The sequence below is a fragment of the Streptomyces sp. NRRL S-37 genome (assembly GCF_000721605.1).
In the GTDB taxonomy this organism is placed as follows: domain Bacteria; phylum Actinomycetota; class Actinomycetes; order Streptomycetales; family Streptomycetaceae; genus Streptomyces.
The window spans coordinates 661,298-678,593 of the sequence record NZ_JOIZ01000005.1; the positions used below are offsets into that span (position 1 = coordinate 661,298).

At 73.4% G+C, this 17,296-nt stretch carries 17 protein-coding genes; 9 read left to right on the plus strand and 8 right to left on the minus strand.

Annotation, left to right across the window (positions count from 1 at the left end; translation table 11 throughout):
* Positions 1-60: 60 nt before the first annotated feature.
* Positions 61-2,112 carry a bifunctional glycosyltransferase 87/phosphatase PAP2 family protein gene (locus tag IH50_RS0109860; RefSeq protein WP_030859458.1) on the minus strand — a complete coding sequence of 684 codons (2,052 nt, stop codon included), beginning with the start codon at positions 2,110-2,112 and terminating at the stop codon, positions 61-63.
* A 392-nt stretch (positions 2,113-2,504) separates the two neighbouring features.
* Between IH50_RS0109860 and IH50_RS0109865 the strand changes: the two genes are divergently transcribed.
* Together IH50_RS0109865 and IH50_RS0109870 are read left to right on the plus strand one after the other, a co-directional pair.
* Positions 2,505-3,920: an MFS transporter gene (locus IH50_RS0109865; RefSeq protein WP_030859460.1), complete on the plus strand. Its 1,416-nt coding sequence runs from the start codon at positions 2,505-2,507 to the stop codon at positions 3,918-3,920.
* 79 nt (positions 3,921-3,999) lie between these two features.
* Complete coding sequence (locus IH50_RS0109870) at positions 4,000-4,680, plus strand: O-methyltransferase (protein WP_030859463.1); 681 nt, start codon at positions 4,000-4,002, stop codon at positions 4,678-4,680.
* Positions 4,681-4,690: 10 nt separating this feature from the next.
* On the opposite strand, the gene IH50_RS0109875 is transcribed toward IH50_RS0109870, so the two are convergent.
* The gene (locus IH50_RS0109875; protein ID WP_030859465.1) at positions 4,691-5,083 is read right to left on the minus strand and encodes an FHA domain-containing protein; all 393 of its coding nucleotides are present in this window, start codon (positions 5,081-5,083) and stop codon (positions 4,691-4,693) included.
* Positions 5,084-5,184: 101 nt separating this feature from the next.
* Between IH50_RS0109875 and IH50_RS0109880 the strand changes: the two genes are divergently transcribed.
* Positions 5,185-5,616: a DUF1992 domain-containing protein gene (locus IH50_RS0109880; RefSeq protein WP_030859467.1), complete on the plus strand. Its 432-nt coding sequence runs from the start codon at positions 5,185-5,187 to the stop codon at positions 5,614-5,616.
* On the opposite strand, the gene IH50_RS0109885 is transcribed toward IH50_RS0109880, so the two are convergent.
* Complete coding sequence (locus tag IH50_RS0109885; RefSeq protein ID WP_030859469.1) at positions 5,605-6,318, minus strand: hypothetical protein; 714 nt, start codon at positions 6,316-6,318, stop codon at positions 5,605-5,607. The two genes, IH50_RS0109880 and IH50_RS0109885, sit on opposite strands and share 12 nt — an antisense overlap.
* A gap of 3 nt (positions 6,319-6,321) precedes the next feature.
* On the minus strand, positions 6,322-6,987 hold the full coding sequence (locus IH50_RS0109890) for a hypothetical protein (RefSeq protein WP_030859471.1): 666 nt from the start codon (positions 6,985-6,987) through the stop codon (positions 6,322-6,324).
* 159 nt (positions 6,988-7,146) lie between these two features.
* Between IH50_RS0109890 and IH50_RS0109895 the strand changes: the two genes are divergently transcribed.
* Positions 7,147-7,638 (plus strand): GNAT family N-acetyltransferase, encoded by a 492-nt coding sequence (locus tag IH50_RS0109895; protein WP_030859473.1) that lies wholly within the window; start codon positions 7,147-7,149, stop codon positions 7,636-7,638.
* Between the two features lie 7 nt (positions 7,639-7,645).
* Here the strand turns inward: IH50_RS0109895 and IH50_RS0109900 are convergent, their stop codons facing one another.
* Positions 7,646-9,766: an MDR family MFS transporter gene (locus IH50_RS0109900; RefSeq protein ID WP_030859474.1), complete on the minus strand. Its 2,121-nt coding sequence runs from the start codon at positions 9,764-9,766 to the stop codon at positions 7,646-7,648.
* 161 nt (positions 9,767-9,927) lie between these two features.
* On the opposite strand from IH50_RS0109900, the gene IH50_RS0109905 reads away from it, so the two are divergent.
* The gene (locus IH50_RS0109905) at positions 9,928-11,046 is read left to right on the plus strand and encodes a peptidoglycan-binding domain-containing protein (RefSeq protein WP_030859475.1); all 1,119 of its coding nucleotides are present in this window, start codon (positions 9,928-9,930) and stop codon (positions 11,044-11,046) included.
* A gap of 78 nt (positions 11,047-11,124) precedes the next feature.
* On the opposite strand, the gene IH50_RS0109910 is transcribed toward IH50_RS0109905, so the two are convergent.
* Both IH50_RS0109910 and IH50_RS0109915 read right to left on the minus strand, forming a co-directional pair.
* Positions 11,125-11,787 (minus strand): HAD-IA family hydrolase, encoded by a 663-nt coding sequence (locus IH50_RS0109910; RefSeq protein ID WP_030859476.1) that lies wholly within the window; start codon positions 11,785-11,787, stop codon positions 11,125-11,127.
* A gap of 206 nt (positions 11,788-11,993) precedes the next feature.
* Complete coding sequence (locus IH50_RS0109915) at positions 11,994-12,572, minus strand: TMEM165/GDT1 family protein (protein ID WP_030859477.1); 579 nt, start codon at positions 12,570-12,572, stop codon at positions 11,994-11,996.
* A gap of 404 nt (positions 12,573-12,976) precedes the next feature.
* Here IH50_RS0109915 and IH50_RS0109920 point away from each other — a divergent pair, with 404 nt between their 5' ends.
* The 4 genes from IH50_RS0109920 to IH50_RS0109935 all read left to right on the plus strand — a co-directional run bounded on the left by IH50_RS0109920 (position 12,977) and on the right by IH50_RS0109935 (position 16,899).
* The gene (locus IH50_RS0109920; protein WP_030859478.1) at positions 12,977-13,624 is read left to right on the plus strand and encodes an HNH endonuclease family protein; all 648 of its coding nucleotides are present in this window, start codon (positions 12,977-12,979) and stop codon (positions 13,622-13,624) included.
* An 88-nt stretch (positions 13,625-13,712) separates the two neighbouring features.
* Entirely contained in the window at positions 13,713-15,359 is a 1,647-nt protein-coding gene (locus tag IH50_RS0109925; protein WP_030859479.1) for an alkaline phosphatase D family protein, read from the plus strand.
* 251 nt (positions 15,360-15,610) lie between these two features.
* Positions 15,611-16,063: a DoxX family protein gene (locus IH50_RS0109930; protein WP_030859480.1), complete on the plus strand. Its 453-nt coding sequence runs from the start codon at positions 15,611-15,613 to the stop codon at positions 16,061-16,063.
* Between the two features lie 242 nt (positions 16,064-16,305).
* Positions 16,306-16,899: a DedA family protein gene (locus tag IH50_RS0109935; protein WP_030859481.1), complete on the plus strand. Its 594-nt coding sequence runs from the start codon at positions 16,306-16,308 to the stop codon at positions 16,897-16,899.
* Positions 16,900-17,017: 118 nt separating this feature from the next.
* Here IH50_RS0109935 and IH50_RS0109940 read toward each other — a convergent pair whose 3' ends face one another.
* Entirely contained in the window at positions 17,018-17,251 is a 234-nt protein-coding gene (locus IH50_RS0109940; protein ID WP_030859483.1) for a DUF2277 domain-containing protein, read from the minus strand.
* Positions 17,252-17,296 lie beyond the last annotated feature (45 nt).

Below are 17,296 nucleotides of genomic sequence, written 5' to 3' on the forward strand. Positions count from 1 at the left end.
GTTCCTCACGCTCGGTGTGCAGTGGCCGGAACACTACGCGAGCGCACTGACAGCACCTGATCAGCCCGCGGCGCGGTCCTTCTCCGGGACCGGCGGCCCGCTGCCGGTCTCCGCGGCCACCACCGTCGTACGGGCGCGCGGGCCCTGGAGCAGGTACGTCAGGCCGAAGCCGGCGCCGACGACGAGCGCGCCACCCACCGCGTCCAGGATCCAGTGGTTGCCGGTGGTGACGATCGCGGCGGCCGTGAACAGGGGGTGGAGGAGGCCGAGGGCCTTCGTCCACGTCCTCGGCGCGATGACCGCGAGCACCAGCCCGCACCACAGGGACCAGCCGAAGTGCAGCGACGGCATCGCCGCGTACTGGTTGGTGAGGTGGGTGAGGGTGCCGTAGTCGGGCCGGGTGAAGTCCTGGACGCCGTGGACCGTGTCGACGATGCCGAGGCCGGGCATCAGGCGGGGCGGGGCGAGCGGGTAGAGCCAGAAGCCGGCCAGGGCGAGGAGGGTGGTGAAGCCCAGGCTCGCGCGGGCCCAGCGGTAGTCGGCGGGGCGACGCCCGTACAGCAGGCCGAGGACGGCCAGCGGGACGACGAAGTGGAACGACGTGTAGTAGAAGTCGAAGGACTCCCGCAGCCAGCCGATCCTCGCCACGGCGTGGTTGACGGCGTGCTCGACGTCCAGGTGGAGCAGGCGTTCGAGGCCGAGGATCCGCTGTCCGTGCGCCTCGGCGCGGGCGCGGCCGGCCGAGTTGCTGCCGCCGGTCGCGGCGAGGCGGACCTGGGCGTACGCGGCGTAGGTGACGCGGAGCAGCAGGAGCTCGAGCAGGAGGTTCGGGCGGATGAGCGCCCGGCGCGGGAACGGCGGCGGCGGGACGCGCGCGAAGCGGGCCGGGACGGGCGGGGCGTACGGGGTGGGGACCGGGGTGCGGAAGTACGGCGAGCGGCGGGAGAGGAAGGGGGCCGCGGTGGCGGCGGCCAGGGCCGCCAGGAGGACGGTGTTGTCGCGCAGCGGGTGCAGGAGCGCCATGTCCGGCAGCAGCGTCCTCGCCGGCAGCGTCATCACGAGGACGACGGCGACGGGCCACACCAGCCGGTCGCGGGCGCGTACGCCGATCCGGCCGGCCGCGGTGAGCAGCACCCACAGGAGCTGGTGCTGCCAGGCGGTGGGGGAGACGGCGAGGGCGGCGCAGCCGGTGACGGCGACCGCGAGCAGGAGCTGGCCGTCGTGGGCGTAGCGCACCGCGCGGCGCAGGGCGAGGGTCACGACCGCGGCGCCGAGCAGCAGGAGGAGGCCGGTCTCCAGCGGGCCCCGGAGGCCGAGGCGGAGCAGGGCGCCGTGCAGGGACTGGTTGGCGGGGTCGTCGGCGGGGCCGCCGAGGCCGGTGCCCGCCAGGTGGTGCACCCAGTAGGCGCGGGAGTCGTGCGGCAGCGCGGCCCAGGCGAGCGCGGTGGCCGCGGCGAAGGTGACGCCCGCGGTGGCGGCGGCCCGGCGGCGGCCGGTGAGCCACAGCAGCGGGGTGAAGAGGAGGAGGGCGGGCTGGAGGGCGGCGGCGACGCCGGTCAGTGCGCCGCCGACGCGCTGTCCCCGCGCGACGAGGCAGCCCAGCAGGACGAGCAGGACCGGGATGACGCCGGCCTGGCCGAGCCGGAAGGTGTCGCGCACCGGCAGGGACAGCATGAGCAGGCTGATGGCGACGGGCCCCGCGAGGAGCGCGGTGCGGCGGCCGGCCGGCTGGGGCAGGGCGCGGGCGGCGACCAGTCCGAGGGCGACGACCAGGAGCAGGGTGCCGAGGGTCCAGCCCCGGCCGAGGGCCTGTTCGGCGGGGCGGGCGAGGGGTGTGAGGACGAGCCCGCCGAAGGGGGTGCCGGTGAACCGGGTGGAGTCGTAGAGGGAGCCGCTGACGTGCAGGACGCCCTCGGGGCCCACCCAGGTCTCCAGGGCGGTCAGCCGTTCCCCGTTCGGTGTGGTGAGGACGGCGGCGACCTGGCGTGCGGCGAGGACGGCGGCCAGCAGCCACAGGACCAGGCGCGCGGCGCGCAGCCGTGTCCGGGTACCGTCGGCGGCTGTCGTCCCGAGAGCCTTCGCCGGTCGCCCACCGCGCCCCGCGTTCGCCACGCCTCGTCGGCCTCCCGCCCCGTTTCGCTCCGCGCGTCCCGTGCGTGGGGATCCGCTCCGCGGACCCGGCGAGGCCCGCGGCGCCCCTGGACGGGGGCGCGGAGAACCGCGATCCCGTATGACGGAATTCTCACTTTTGCCCGGGTGACGATAGTCCGTGGGGGCCGTTTTGCCCGCGAATGACGCGAGAAGGGTCACAGCGAGCCGCCGTGCGGCGCGCCTCGACGCGAGGCTGCGTCCCTGCACACACCCCATTTATGTGCAGTATGCAGCCATTCACATACCCCCCGTAGAGGGGCCAAGTGCGCCTATCGTCGTTCCCTTCGGACCGCCCGACAGCGCCGCCGCGCGGACCCGCCCCTGTCCCCGTCGAAAGGTAGGCGAGCGACGTTTTGACGACTGCCACGGTCGCCGCTCCCCCGTCCGCGCGAAAGGCCTCGCAGAAGGCCGGTGTCGCGCACACCCCCGCCCCCACCGTCACCGACCCCGCGCTCGTCCGGCGCGCCGTGAAGGCGGCGGCGCTCGGCAACGCGATGGAATGGTTCGACTTCGGTGTCTACAGCTACATCGCGGTCACGCTGGGCAAGGTCTTCTTCCCGTCGGGCAACCCCACCGCCCAGCTGCTGTCCACGTTCGGCGCCTTCGCCGCGGCCTTCCTGGTCCGCCCCCTCGGCGGCATGGTCTTCGGCCCGCTCGGCGACCGCGTGGGGCGGCAGAAGGTCCTCGCCCTCACGATGATCATGATGGCGGCGGGCACCTTCGCCATCGGCCTCATCCCGTCCTACGCCGCGATCGGCGTCGGCGCCCCCGCTCTGCTGCTGGCGGCCCGTCTGGTGCAGGGCTTCTCCACCGGCGGCGAGTACGCCGGCGCGTCCACCTTCATCGCCGAGTACGCCCCCGACAAGCGGCGCGGCTTCCTCGGCAGCTGGCTGGAGTTCGGCACCCTCGCCGGGTACATCGGCGGCGCGGGCCTGGTCACGCTGATGACCGCGCTGCTGTCGTCGGACGACCTGCTGTCCTGGGGCTGGCGGATCCCGTTCCTGATCGCGGGCCCGATGGGCATCGTCGGCCTGTATCTGCGGATGCGTCTGGAGGAGACCCCGGCGTTCGCGGCCGAGGTCGCCAAGGCCGAGAGCGAGCGCCCGAAGGTGCCGCTGCGGGAGATGGTGACCGGCCAGTGGCGCGCGCTGCTGCTGTGCGTGGGCCTGGTGCTGGTCTTCAACGTCACCGACTACATGCTGCTGTCGTACATGCCGAGCTATCTCACCAGTGAGCTGGGCTACGACGCCACGCACGGCCTGGTCGTCGTGCTCGGCGTGATGGTGCTGATGATGGTCGTCCAGCCGTTCGCCGGCGCGCTGACCGACCGGGTCGGCCGCCGTCCGGTGATCGCGGCCGGCTGCGCCGGGTTCCTGGTGCTGTCCGTGCCGGCGCTGCTGCTGATCCGCGACGGGAGCCTGCTCGCGGTCGCCGCCGGCATGGGCGCGCTCGGCCTGCTGCTGGTCTGCTTCACCGCCGCCATGCCGTCCGCGCTGCCCGCCCTGTTCCCGACCCGGGTGCGCTACGGCTCGCTGTCGATCGGCTTCAACGTCTCGGTGTCCCTGTTCGGCGGCACCACCCCGCTGGTGGTCACGGCCCTGATCGGCGCGACCGGCGACATGATGATGCCCGCCTACTACATGATGGCGGCGGCCGTGATCGGCGGTTTCGCGGTGTGGCGCATGGCCGAGTCGGCGGGCCGCCCGCTGCCGGGATCGGCGCCGTCACTGGAGGCCGGAGCGGCCGGAACACACCGGGAGAACGCCTGACGGGCGGCGAGGGCGCGGCGTATCTTCGTCAGCGGCACTAGTTAGACAGACTAACCAGCCGTACGGAAGGTACAGGTGCATGAGCGAGTCGCAGCTCTGGCAGAAGGTGGACGACTACTTCACCGACCGCCTCCTGCCCGACGCCCCCGGCGACGACGCCCTGGCGGCGGCCCTGCGCGACAGCGACGCCGCCGGGCTCCCGCCGATCGCCGTCTCGCCCCTGCAGGGCAAGCTGCTCCTGCTCCTCGCCCAGCTCCAGGGGGCCAGGAACATCCTGGAGATCGGCACGCTCGGCGGCTACAGCACCATCTGGCTGGGCCGCGCCCTCCCCGCCGACGGACGGCTGATCTCCCTGGAGTACGACCCCGGCCACGCCGAGGTCGCCGTCCGCAACATCGCCCGCGCGGGACTCGACAAGCAGGTCGAGGTGCGGGTGGGCGCGGCACTGGAGTCGCTGCCCCGGCTGGCCGACGAGAACCCGCCGCCGTTCGACGTGGTCTTCATCGACGCCGACAAGGTGAACAACCCGCACTACCTGGAGTGGGCGCTCAGGCTGACCAGCACGGGCAGCCTGATCGTCCTCGACAACGTGGTGCGCGGCGGCCGGGTGGCCGACCCGGACAACACCGACCCGGACGTGCTGGGCACCCGCGCCGCCCTCGACCTGATCGGCAGCCATCCCCGGCTGAGCGGTACGGCGGTCCAGACGGTCGGCGCCAAGGACTACGACGGTTTCGCGCTGGCCCGGGTGCTGGCCTGAGCCCCGCGCTCTACGCCTCGTGGTAGAAGCCCACGTTGACGCTGCGCGGGGCGGTGCGGTCCTGGATGACGACCTCGCCGCTGCCGCCCCGGGGCAGCGCCACACTGCCGCCATAGGCGACCGGCTGGGCGTGCTCGCCGACGGTCAGCCGCACCTCGGAGGACGGCTCGGGCAGCGAGCCGCGCAGCCAGGTCAGCCGCCAGGTCCCGTCCGGCGCGCACTGGAACTCCAGGTGGACCCGCGAGACGAACAGCCAGTCGTCCGGCGTGGAGAGCCGGCACAGCGACTTGTCCCGGCCCACCCGCAGCAAGGTGCCCGGCTCGCTGGGCGCGTCGGCCATGAGCATGCCGGCCGTGGCGCCCGCTTCCGCCGCGGACACCGCGGCCATGGTGAGTTCGAGCACGTGGGCTCCTCCTGAGACGTCCTGGCGGACCGGAGAGGCCCGGCCCCGCTGCCGCCGAATGATAAAACGCCCGGCCGCACGGCGTCCGGCACAATGGCCTCATGACCGAGCGAAAGCCACCCGGCGTCGACTTCGAGTCCTGGGTCGACAAGCAGATCCGTGATGCCGAGGCCCGCGGCGAGTTCGAACGGCTGGCGGGGGCGGGCAAGCCGCTCCCCCGCGAGGTCGAGACCACCTACGACGAACTGTGGTGGGTCAAGCGGAAGATGGCCCGCGAGGGTTTCTCGGTGCTGCCGCCGACGCTGGCCCTGCGCAAGGAGGCCGAGGACGCGCTGGAGGCGGCCCTCGCGGCGCCCTCGGAGCGGATCGTGCGGAAGATCCTCACGGAGATCAACGCGAAGATCAGCGACATGATGTTCAAGCCGCCGCCCGGCCCCCCGCTGGGCAAGAAGCCGTACGACGTCGAGGACGTCGTACGGCAGTGGCGGGAGCGCCGGGCGGCGGCGGGCGAGCCGGACGGCTCAGGCGTGTAGCAGCCGTTCCGCCAGCTCGCGGTAGTCCCGCAGGGCGAGCCGCAGTTGCTCGGTGTCGGTCGCGGCCGCGCTGCCGCTCGTCCCGTCGCCGTCGGTCTGCCAGGACCGCCGCAGGGTACGGCGCCGCTCGGTCACCGCGTCCGTGAAGCGCGCGGTGAGTTCCTCCAGCGCGCGATCGGCCTCCTGCACGGCGTCCCGCGGCGCGTCGACGAAGCCGGCCACGGCGTGCTGCAACCGCGCCGTGAGCTTGTCGGTGTCGTCCAGCCGGAGGAGACGGGTGACGGAGCCCCGGTCGGCGTCGTGGTGCGTACCGGTGCCGATGCCCGCGGGGGCCCGGTCGGTGTCATGGTGCGTACCCGTACCGATGCCCGCGGGGGCCCGGTCGGTGCCATGGTGCGGACCCGTACCGATGCCCGCGGGGATCCGGTCGGCGTCGTGGTGCGTACCGGTGCCGGCAGGGGTGGTGGGGTTGTGCTTCGGGTGTGCGGTGGGTGGCGGGTTCGCGCCGTCGGGGGTGGTGCGGCCGGCTTCCTCAGCGGTGCCGAAGCCGGGGGCGCCCGGGGCCGGGGTACCGCTTCGGACGCCGGGGGCTGGGGTACCGCTTCGGACGTCGGGGGCCGGGGTGTCGCCCCGGAGGTCGGGTGTGGTGCGGTGCCCCTCGACAGGCGGGGTGTCGCCGGGGCGTCGGGTCGCGTCGGTCATCGGTCAGCTCTCCTTCGCCTGGTGCCGGTGGAACATCGACGGTGCGCGGTGGCCGCGGCCGGCGGCCGGGGACGTACGGTCGCCGTCCGCGCCGGCGCGCCGGTGTCCGGCCTCGTGCCGGGACGGCCGTACCAGTTCCTCGAACAGCGCGCGGGCCTCGACGAGGGCCTCGCGCATCTCCTCGGTGCCCGCGCCGCCGTCGTGCGCGCGGGCCTGCGCCACCCGGTGCACGCGCCGGTAGCCCTCGACCTGGTGGGCGTGGTGCACGGACAGCGCGGCGAGCTGTTCCTCGTAGTGCCCGTCGGCGGGGAAGCCACGGGCGGCGGCGAGTTCGGCGATCAGCCGGTCCGCCTCGGCGACCGCGTCCCGCGGCGCGTCGACGAACCGCTCCTGGACGGCCGTCCAGCGCACCTCGTACCTCTCCCGCTCGGTGGGCTCCAACGGCCGTACGCGCAGGCCGCCGTGGCGCTCCACGCGCTCGGCGAGCTCCCGCTCGGCGGCCTTGGTGTCCCCGTCGTGCCGGGCGACGGCACGGTCGTACTCGGGGCCGAAGCGCCGCTTCAGGCCGGTGCCGTGCCGCGGGCCGCGGGCGCGCAGGGTCAGCACGGCCGCGACGGCGGCTACGACCGCGACAATCACGATCAACGCAATGATCAGGCCAGTGGACATGAATGCCTTCCGGGTTCTCGGGCCCAACCGGCACTCCTGGCGAGCCGGTTCGCCTACCGGGTTGCCCGGAGGCTCGCGCACAAACAGTTCGGGGCCGTCACGGTCCGCCACGGCTTATTCGCTTGCGGGCCCGCGGGAGGGCTCGCCGAGAATGCGGGCATGACCTGGACCGTAGCCCCGGAACCGTACGACTCCCCCGTCGCCGCCGCGCTGTGGCGGGCGTACTACACGGAGGTCAGCGACCGCTGGTACCTGCTGCACGAGGGGCGGCGCACCGGTCCCGAGGAGCTGGAGCGGGAGATCGCCGCCGTGTCGGGGGCCGACCTCGCGCCGCCGAAGGGCCTGCTGCTGGTCGCGCGCCACGCGGGTGAGCCGGCCGGCAACGCGGGCTTCCGGCTGCTGGGCGGCGCGACCGCCGAACTGACCCGGGTGTTCCTGTACGCGGGGATGCGGGGCAGGGGCGGGGCGGCGCTGCTGGTGCGGGCCGCCGAGGACGCGGCCCGTGCCGCGGGTGCCACCCGGATGGTCCTGGACACGCGCGGGGACCTCGTCGAGGCGCGGGCGCTGTACGCCCGGCTCGGGTACACGGAGACCGGGCCGTACAAAGCCGACCCGTACTCCGAGCACTGGTTCGCCAAGGAGCTGGGCTGAGCGCGCGTCACCCGGTCCGGGTCACGGCACGCTCGTCGTGCGGGCGTTCACCGCGCGAGCCGCACAGCTCGTCGTTCAGTTCGTGCACCAGCCGCACCAGGTCGGTCGGGCGGTCCGGCCCCCACCAGTCGCCGAGCAGCTCGGCCAGCGACTCCTCGCGGGCCCGCGCCAGCCGCTCCGTCACCTCGCGCCCCTCGTCGGTGAGCACCATGTCGAGGCCCCGGCGCACGGCGAGGTGCCGTATCTCGGCCTGGCGGGCGGCCTCCAGGACGACGTTCAGCGGGACGGGGCCGCGTTCGGCGAGGCGGGCCGGTTCCACCGAGCCGTGCTTCCTGATGCGCAGGAGCAGCCAGCTCGTCGCGGGCAGCAGGTCGTAGCCCGCGCGGTCGGTGATCTTCCGGTAGATCTCGCGGCGTCCCTCGCGGGTGCCGAGCACCGACAGCGCGCGGTACACCTCGTCGTACGAGGACCGCTCCACGGGGTTGCTGGCGAGCGTCTCGGTGACGTCGGGCGCGGTGACCGAGGCGCGCAGCCGGTCCTCCTTGAGGAACCAGGCCAGCGCGAATCCGAGGAGGGCGATGGGCACGGCGTACAGGAAGACGTCGGTGATGGCGGTGGCGTACGCGTCGAGCGCCGGCGGGCGCAGGGCGGGCGGCAGGGCGGCGATGCCGCGCGGGTCGGCCTCCAGGGAGGCGGAGGAGACGCCGGGCGGGAGCGGCGCTCCCCGGAAGGCGTCGGTGAGCTCGCTGCCGAGGCGGCTCGCGAAGATCGTGCCGAAGACGGCGACGCCGAACGAGGCGCCGATGGAGCGGAAGAAGGTCGCGCCGGAGGTGGCGACGCCGAGGTCCTCGTAGGGGACGGCGTTCTGCACGATCAGCACCAGGACCTGCATCACCAGGCCGAGTCCGAGGCCGAAGACGAAGAAGTACGCGCTCATCTCGGCGGTGGAGCTGTCCGTGCCGAGCCGGTGGAGCAGCAGCAGTCCGAGGGTGGTGACGGCGGTGCCGGCGATCGGGAACACCTTCCAGCGGCCGGTGCGGCTGACGATCTGCCCGGAACCGGTGGAGGAGAGCAGCATGCCGGCCACCATCGGCAGCATGTGCACGCCGGACATGGTCGGGGTGATGCCGTGGACCACCTGGAGGAAGGTCGGCAGATAGGTCATCGCGCCGAACATGGCGAAGCCGATGATGAAGCTGATCACGGCGGAGAGCGTGAAGGTGCGCACCCGGAACAGCTTCAGCGGCAGCACCGGCTCGGCGGCCCGCCGCTCCACGGCCACGAAGGCCACGGCGAGCAGCACGCCGAGCACCGCGAGCCCGATGATCTGCGGCGAGGCCCACTCCCAGGTGTTGCCGCCGAGGGAGGCGACCAGCACCAGGCAGGTGGCGACGGAGGCGATGAGGAAGGTGCCGAGGTAGTCGATGACGTGCTTGGTCCGCCGACGCGGGATGTGCAGCACCGCCGCGATCACGGCGAGGGCGACGATCCCGACGGGCAGGTTGATGTAGAACACCCAGCGCCAGCTCAGGTGCTGGGTGAACAGTCCGCCGAGCAGGGGTCCGAGGACGCTCGTCGTGCCGAACACCGCCCCGAACAGACCCTGGTAGCGGCCGCGTTCGCGCGGTGGGACGAGGTCGCCGACGATCGCCATCGACAGCACGATCAGCCCGCCGCCGCCCAGGCCCTGGAGCGCGCGGAACATGATCAGCTGGGGCATGTCCTGCGCCGCGCCGCACAGCGCGGAGCCCACCAGGAAGATCACGATGGCGGTCTGGAAGAGCTTCTTGCGCCCGTACTGGTCGCCCAGCTTGCCCCACAGCGGGGTCGCGGCGGTGGAGGCCAGCAGGTACGCGGTGACCACCCAGGACAGGTGCTCCAGGCCGCCCAGTTCGCTGACGATGGTGGGCAGCGCGGTGGCGACGATGGTCTGGTCGAGGGCGGCGAGCAGCAGGCCGAGCAGCAGGGCGCCGATCGAGACCACGACGTTCCCGGACACGTGCTCCCGGCCGCCGGCGTCACGGCCGCCGACGCCCCGGTCGCCGGCGTCACGGCCCGGTGGTCCGGCGCCGGGTGCGGGCCCCGCGGTGCTCCCCTTCGGCGTCGTACGGCGCGCGTCCCCGGCCATGAAGACCTCCACAGAGAACTGGTTCCACCGTCCATCGTGATCGGTGTGTCCCGTTATGGCCTGTTGAGTCCTCCCGGAAGTCCAGATTCCGGGGGCGCGCGGGCGGGGCTGTGAAGAAGATCTGCATAATCTCTGGAGTTCGCGAGGGGAGGGACGAACACGTGGAACAGCCGAACGGAAACCCGTGCCCGGAGTGCGGTGCGCCCAGGAACAGCGACAACACGCCGTCGTGCGCCTGCACCGTCCGTGCGTCCGACGCCCTGCGCGACGCCCGTACGGCGGAGGCGGCCGCCGCGGAGGACTTCGATCCGCTGCGCATACGGCCGTACGTCGAGCTGGACGACGGGGCCGGGCGGAGTACACCGGACGGGCCGGCGGAGGCCGCCGGCGCGGTGGGGACGTCCGCTCCGTCCACAGGGACGTCCGCCCCGTCCGCGGAGGGGCCCGGCGCTCCGGGGGCGGCCGACGAGACCATGACCCTGCGCGCCGTCCCGCCGGAGGCGGCGCCCGGCGCGGCGGACGCGACGTCCGTCCTCCCGACGCCGCTGGCGCCCGGGACGGCCCGGCCGAACGCCACCGATCTGCATCTGTTCGACACCACGCGGCCCCTCGCGGCCGTCCCCGCCGCGCCCGGTCCGGTGCACACCGGCGGGGAACCGCCGCGCCGGCGCCGTCGCGGGACGCTGTTCGCGGTCGCCGGGGCCGTGGTCGCCGTGGTGGGGGCGGCGGGGTGGGCGAGCGGAGTGTTCTCCTACGAGACGCCGTCCCGGGACGGCGCGGCGCCGGAGGAGGTCAGGGCGAGCATCCCGGACCCGTCGTCGTCCGCCTCGTCCTCCGCGGAGCCGTCGGCCGACGCGTCCTCCGCCGCGCCGTCGTCGTCCGCCTCCTCGTCGGCCTCCCCCTCGGCGAGCGCGAGCGCGAGCGCGTCGGCCTCGCCGTCGCCGTCGGCGTCCACCACGTCGGCGAGCCCGTCGGCCTCCGCCGAACCGTCCTCGACCCCGACGACCACGGCGCCGAGCGACTCCGCCGAGGACACGGAGGAGGAGGGCGGTGACACCGGCCCGGTGCTGCGCCGGGGTGACCGCGGCCCGGAGGTCACCGAACTCCAGCTCCGGCTGAAGGAGAAGTGGCTCTACAACGACGAGATCAACGGCCAGTTCAACCGCCGGGTGGAGGACGCCCTGCGCAACTACCAGTGGTCTCGGGGACTCCAGGCCGAACTGGGTGTGTACGGTCCGCAGACGCGGGCCCGCCTGGAGGCGGAGACCCAGGGACCGTAACGCCCCCGGGACCGCGACCGGCCCGGCGCTCCGCGAAGCGCCGGGAGCCCGGACCGTAAGGGTGTGGTCCCCTGGGGACTACTCCGTGATGTGCAGCCGGATCGTGCCGTCGGCCGCCGCCTCCACCCGCACCTGGGTCAGGTCGCGTACGAGCGCGTCCGGGGTGTGGAGGCCGGCCCGGGGGCCGATGCCCACGACCCGCATCCCGGCCGCGCGGCCCGCGGCGATACCCGCGCCGGAGTCCTCGAAGACCACGCAGTCGGCCGGGTCGACGCCCAGTTCCGCCGCGCCCTTCAGGAAGCCCTCGGGGTCGGGCTTGCTCGCGCCGACGGACTCCGCCGTCACCCGCACCTCGGGCTGCTCGAGGCCGGCGGCGGCCATCCGCGCCGTCGACAGGGCGACGTCGGCGGAGGTCACGAGCGCGTGCGGCAGCCCCTTCAGGGAGGCGAGGAACGCGCGGGCGCCCGGCACCTCGACGACGCCCTCGGTGTCCGCGGTCTCCTCGGCGAGCATGCGGGCGTTGTCGGCGTGGTTCTGCTCCATCGGGCGGTCGGGCAGCAGCAGGGCCATCGAGGCGTATCCCTGGCGCCCGTGCACGACCTTCATGACCTCGTCGCCGTCGAGCCCGTTCCGGTCGGCCCAGCGCCGCCAGACGCGTTCGACGGAGGCGTCGGAGTTGACGAGGGTGCCGTCCATGTCCAGCAGGAGGGCGCGGGCGGTGAGTACGGCGGTGGCCGTCATCGGCAGCTCCAAGGCGCGGAGGAGGAGGTTCGGGGCGGGGTGGCCCGGGGGACAGAGTGACCCCGCCCGCCGGTCAGGGGAAACGGGCGGGAGCCACTTTGTTCATCCACGGTACAAAACAAACCCGGCATCCCGCCACCGCCTTCGCCGACCGTTCACCGACGCTTCGGCCCGCCGCCACCGCGCCGGGCCCGCGCGGCGGGGCGTCAGGCGATCGCCTCCCACAGGCTCCACACGCCCAGCCCCAGCATCAGCAGCGCCGCGATCTGCGTGATCAGCTTGAGCGGGACCCGCTTCATCAGCGCCTTTCCGCCGACGATGCCGAGCCCGGCCACCGACCACAGCGCGAGCACCGCGCCCAGGCCGACGGAGAGCGGGTCGTCGTAGCGGGCGGCGAGGTTGGCCGTCATGATCTGCGTCAGATCGCCGAACTCGGCGACCAGGATCAGCATGAACCCGGCCCCGGAGACCTTCCAGAAGGACTGGTTCTCCGGCTTGCGGACCTCCTCCTCGTCCTCGTCCTTCTTCATCAGCAGCACCGCGGCGCCGCCCAGGAAGAGCACACCCGTGATCGCGTGCACGATCTGCTGCGGCAGCAGCGTGAGCACGCTTCCGGCCGCCACCGCGAGCGCGACGTGCAGCGCGAAGGCGGCGGCGACACCGGCGAAGACGTAGGAGGCGCGGTAGCGGGTGCCGAGGACGAGGCCGGCGAGCGCGGTCTTGTCCGGCAGTTCGGCGAGGAAGACGACGCCGAAGACGACGGCCGTCACGGTCAGGCTGATCAACGGTTCCTCAATCGGTCGGGACTGCCCCACCGAGAGTGCTGTGCGATTCCACGGGACACCTCGGCACGGCAGCACACGCGGCACCCGTGCCGTACGGCACGGGCGTGCACTGCTTGCCGAAGGTCTCGCTGGCCGGCCTCGCGTCACGAGGCCCGCCTCCGGGCGCCGGCTCAGGCGAGCTGAGCAGTGTGTCGACGGTCCGGCGAAGAGCTACTCCCCTTCTGCGCCGTCCATGGTACGCGAAGCCCGCGCCGGACCTCGTACGCGGAAATTTCACACCCGAACCATAGACGTGTCATGGACGCGTCATTAGCTTCTTACCGGATCCACCCCTCCCGGCCACCCGGCGTGCCGAGCATTCCCCTGTCCGCACGTCAACGGCCCCACCCCACAAGGGAGTTCGCATGCCGAAGTTCTACGCGCGTCGACGGTCGCTCAGCATAGTCGCGGCGCTCACCGGACTCATAGCCTCCGTCGGCCTGTTCAACGGGCCGACCGCCTCCGCCGCCCTCCCCACCCCCGTCAGCGCCGCCACCGCCCGCGGCTACCTCGCCACCCTCGACGTCCGCACCGAGAACCGCACCGGCTACGACCGCGACCTCTTCCCGCACTGGATCACCCAGTCCGGCGCCTGCAACACCCGCGAGACCGTCCTCAAGCGCGACGGCTCGGGCGTCGTCACCGACTCCTCCTGCGCCGCCACCAGCGGAAGCTGGTACTCCCCCTACGACGGCGCCACCTGGTCCGCCGCCTCCGACGTCGACATCGACCACCTCGTCCCGCTCGCCGAGGCCTGGGACTCCGGCGCGAGCGCCTGGACCACCTCCCGGCGCCAGTCCTTCGCCAACGACCTGACCCGCCCGCAGCTCCTCGCCGTCACGGACAACGTCAACCAGGCCAAGGGCGACCAGGACCCGGCCACCTGGATGCCGTCCCGCACCGCCTACCGCTGCACCTACGTCCGCGCCTGGGTCCAGGTGAAGTACTACTACGACCTGTCGGTCGACTCGGCCGAGAAGTCCGCCCTGACGAACTACCTCGCGAGCTGCTGAGCGAACCGCCGGAACCTTCGGGTGCGCAAATCTCCCCGGTGACCTCCGTCGCTGCGTACCGTACGGAGCGACGGAGGAAGGGGGCACCATGGCCGGACTGCGGCTCGGACCACTGCTGAGGTACATCGACGGCTCGTCCGCCACCATCTGGGCCGAGACCGGCCGTCCGGGCACCGTCGAGGTGCGCTGCGCGGACGGGACCGGCGGGACGGCCGGCACCTTCCGGATCGCCGGTCACCACTACGCGCTCGTCCACGTCACCGGTCTCACGCCGGGGACGGCCACCCCGTACGAGGTCTTCCTGGACGACGCCCGGGTGTGGCCGCCGGCCGAGGACCCCTTCCCGTCGCTCCCGCCGTCCGTCATCCCCACCCCGGGCCCGGAGGACCGCGTACGCATCGCGTTCGGCTCCTGCCGCTGGGCCTCCCCGCCCACCGGGGAGCCCGACCCGGTCGGGCCGGACGCCCTGGACGCCCTGGCGCACCGCATCGCCGCCGACCCGGACGGCGAACGCCCCGACGTCCTGCTGCTCCTCGGCGACCAGGTGTACGCCGACGAGACCTCCGACGCCACCCGCGCCTGGCTCGCCACCCGCCGCGACCTGGACGAGCCGCCGGGCGGCCAGGTCGCGGACTACGAGGAGTACACCCACCTCTACTACGAGTCCTGGCTCGACCCGCAGGTGCGCTGGCTGCTGTCCACCGTGCCCACCTGCATGATCTTCGACGACCACGATGTGATCGACGACTGGAACACCTCCGCCTCCTGGGTCGCCGACATGCGGGACACGTCGTGGTGGCGGGAGCGGATCCTCAGCGGCCTGATGTCGTACTGGGTCCACCAGCACCTGGGCAACCTCTCCCCCGCCGAACTGGAGGCCGACCCGCTGTACGCGTCCGTCCGGGCGGCCGACGACGGCACCGACGCGCTGCGCGCCTTCGCCTCCCGGGCCGAGGCGGACGCGGCCTGCGTGCGCTGGAGCTACCGGCGCGACTTCGGCCGGGTGCGCCTGCTGATGGTGGACAGCCGCGCGGCCCGCGTCCTGGAGGAGGGCCGGCGCTCCATGCTCGACCGGACCGAGGCCGACTGGCTGCGCGAACAGGCCCTGGACGAGCGCGGCTCCTACGACCATCTGCTCATCGGCACGTCCCTGCCCTGGCTGCTGCCCCACCTGGTGCACGACGTCGAGGCGTGGAGTTCCGTGCTGTGCCGGGGCGACAAGGGCGCCCGCTGGGCACGGCTCGGGGAGAAGCTGCGGCGCGGGGCGGACCTGGAGCACTGGGCGGCCTTCCCGGAGTCGTTCGGCGAGCTGGCGGAGCTGATCGCCGAGGCCGGTACGGGGCCACAGGCGCCGGAGACGGTGTGCGTGCTCTCCGGGGACGTCCACCACGCCTATGTGGCCGAGCCGAGCTGGCCGGACGGCACCGGGCCGGACTCCCGGGTGGTGCAGCTGACCTGCTCGCCGGTCCACAACTCCATTCCGCTGTCCATGCGGCTCGGCTTCCGCGTGGGCTGGGGCGGTGCCGCCCGGCTCCTCGGCCGCCTGTTCGCGCGGCACGGCCGCCTCGCCCCGCCGCCGGTCGCCTGGCGCAAGACGGGCGGGCCCTGGTTCGGCAACCAGCTCATGACGCTGACGGCCGAGGGGCGTTCGGCGGTGCTGCGCCTCGAGCACGCGGAGCAGGAGGAGACCGGGACGCGTCTCAGGAGCGTGACGGAGACCCGGCTGAGCCGGTGAGTTCTGGAACCTGTGAGTCTCCTGTGAACCGTGGTGCGGATCCGGTCACGCCGATGGTTATGGCGGCGGGGCGGATGCCGCATTGACCGGCGGGAGCGGCTGCGTGAACAGTCGAATCAGGGCAAACACAAGGGCTAAATGTTGAACTTGCAAGTATGAGTTAGGGACACCTAACGTGGGGAGCCGACTCGGTTCCGTCCCCCGGACCGGCCCCACCCGGGGGGCCGGCCTGCCCGAAGGAGACCCCCCACATGACCGAACGCCTCAACAGCGCCCAGCCCTATGCCCTGGGCGCGTTCCGCATCGTCGTCGGGCTGCTCTTCGCCTGCCACGGCGCCAGGGAGCTGCTCGGCCTGTTCGGCGGCGCGGACGGCAGTGGCGGCACCGTCGAGACCGGCACCTGGCCCGGCTGGTACGCGGCCCTGATCGAACTCGTCGGCGGCACCCTGGTCCTGCTCGGCCTCGGCACCCGCGCCGCCGCGTTCCTCTCGTCCGGCGCGATGGCCTACGCGTACTTCAAGGTCCACCAGCCCGAGGCCCTGTGGCCGATAGAGAACAGCGGCGAGGGCGCGGCCCTGTACTGCTGGGCCATGTTCCTGCTGGTGTTCACCGGCTCCGGAGCCCTCGGCCTGGACCGCCTGGTCACCAAGCGCTCGTCGGCGGACGACGGACGGGAGGCGGAGCGGACCCCGGTGACGGCCTGACCGTCCTTCCCATGGGGCTGCACGGGTGCCCTCCCCCGGCAAAGGGGGAGGGCACCCTTCCTCTTTGCGCGGGGAAAGGGAGGGGGAACGCCGGGCACCACGCACGCGAACCCCCCGTGACCTTTCTGTCACTCACCGGGCGTACGCTGTATGGCTGTCATCGGCCACTCCTGCCACTCCTGCCGCGCCCCGCGTCAGCGCGGCACGGCGCGGCCCTGCGGGGGAGCCACGGGGGAGTTCGGGTGGAGAGTCTGGGGTCGCTGGTCGGCAGCCCGTGGATCTATGCGGTGGTGGCCCTCTCGGTCCTGCTCGACGTGTTCCTCCCGGTCCTGCCGAGCGGAGTACTTGTGATCACCGCGGCCACGGCGGCGGCCGCGGGCACCGCGACCGACGTGCCCGACATCCTGGCACTGACGCTGTGCGCCGCCACCGCCTCCGTCCTGGGCGACCTGGTGGCCTACCGCCTCGCCTGGCGCGGCGGCGCCCGGCTGGACAGGGCGATCGCCCGTTCGCGGCGGCTGAAGAGCGCGCAGGAACGTCTCGGCGCGGCGTTCGCCCGGGGCGGCGGCGCGCTGGTCGTCCTCGCCCGCTTCGCCCCGGCCGGACGCTCGGTGGTCTCCCTCGGCGCCGGCGCCGCACGCCGCCGCGCCCGCGACTTCCTCCCCTGGTCCGCCCTGGCGGGGCTGTCCTGGGCCGCGTACAGCGTGGCCCTCGGCTACTTCGGCGCCCACTGGCTGGGCGCGACCTGGCTGGCCACGGCGGTATCGGTGGGCGCGCTCTGCGCGGCGGGCGCGGGCGCGGGCTACCTGATGCGCCGTCCCCCACGCCCTTCGTGACCCACCCCGGCTGCGGGCGGTCGTGCCTTCCCCAGTGCCTTGAAGGCCTGGGAGGCACCCCACAACGCCGGGCTGCGCAGCACCCCCGGCCACAGCACCGGCACCGGCACCGGCGGCCCTACCCCGCCGCCCGCCGCGCAGCGCCCCCGCGCACCTCCAGTCCGTCCAGCAACTCGGCCGTCGCCGAGGCGACCGCCTCCACCGCCCGTTCGAACACCTCGCGATTGTGGGCGGCCGGCGCCCGGAACCCGGACACCTTCCTCACGTACTGCAGGGCGGCGGCCCGGATCTCCTCTTCCGTGGCCTCTTCGGGCTGTACGGGCGGACGCAGGGTCTTGATACTCCGGCACATATCCTCAGTCTGACGCGCCCCCTCCGTGACTCGCCACCCAAAATC

Coding starts and splice junctions, on each gene's coding strand:
- IH50_RS0109930 (WP_030859480.1), top strand. CDS start 15,611: ATGACCGAACGCCTCAACAGCGCCCAGCCCTATGCCCTGGGCGCGTTC.
- IH50_RS0109890 (WP_030859471.1), bottom strand. CDS start 6,987: ATGTCCACTGGCCTGATCATTGCGTTGATCGTGATTGTCGCGGTCGTA.
- IH50_RS0109900 (WP_030859474.1), bottom strand. CDS start 9,766: ATGGCCGGGGACGCGCGCCGTACGACGCCGAAGGGGAGCACCGCGGGG.
- IH50_RS0109895 (WP_030859473.1), top strand. CDS start 7,147: ATGACCTGGACCGTAGCCCCGGAACCGTACGACTCCCCCGTCGCCGCC.
- IH50_RS0109870 (WP_030859463.1), top strand. CDS start 4,000: ATGAGCGAGTCGCAGCTCTGGCAGAAGGTGGACGACTACTTCACCGAC.
- IH50_RS0109940 (WP_030859483.1), bottom strand. CDS start 17,251: ATGTGCCGGAGTATCAAGACCCTGCGTCCGCCCGTACAGCCCGAAGAG.
- IH50_RS0109925 (WP_030859479.1), top strand. CDS start 13,713: ATGGCCGGACTGCGGCTCGGACCACTGCTGAGGTACATCGACGGCTCG.
- IH50_RS0109910 (WP_030859476.1), bottom strand. CDS start 11,787: ATGACGGCCACCGCCGTACTCACCGCCCGCGCCCTCCTGCTGGACATG.
- IH50_RS0109880 (WP_030859467.1), top strand. CDS start 5,185: ATGACCGAGCGAAAGCCACCCGGCGTCGACTTCGAGTCCTGGGTCGAC.
- IH50_RS0109920 (WP_030859478.1), top strand. CDS start 12,977: ATGCCGAAGTTCTACGCGCGTCGACGGTCGCTCAGCATAGTCGCGGCG.
- IH50_RS0109885 (WP_030859469.1), bottom strand. CDS start 6,318: ATGACCGACGCGACCCGACGCCCCGGCGACACCCCGCCTGTCGAGGGG.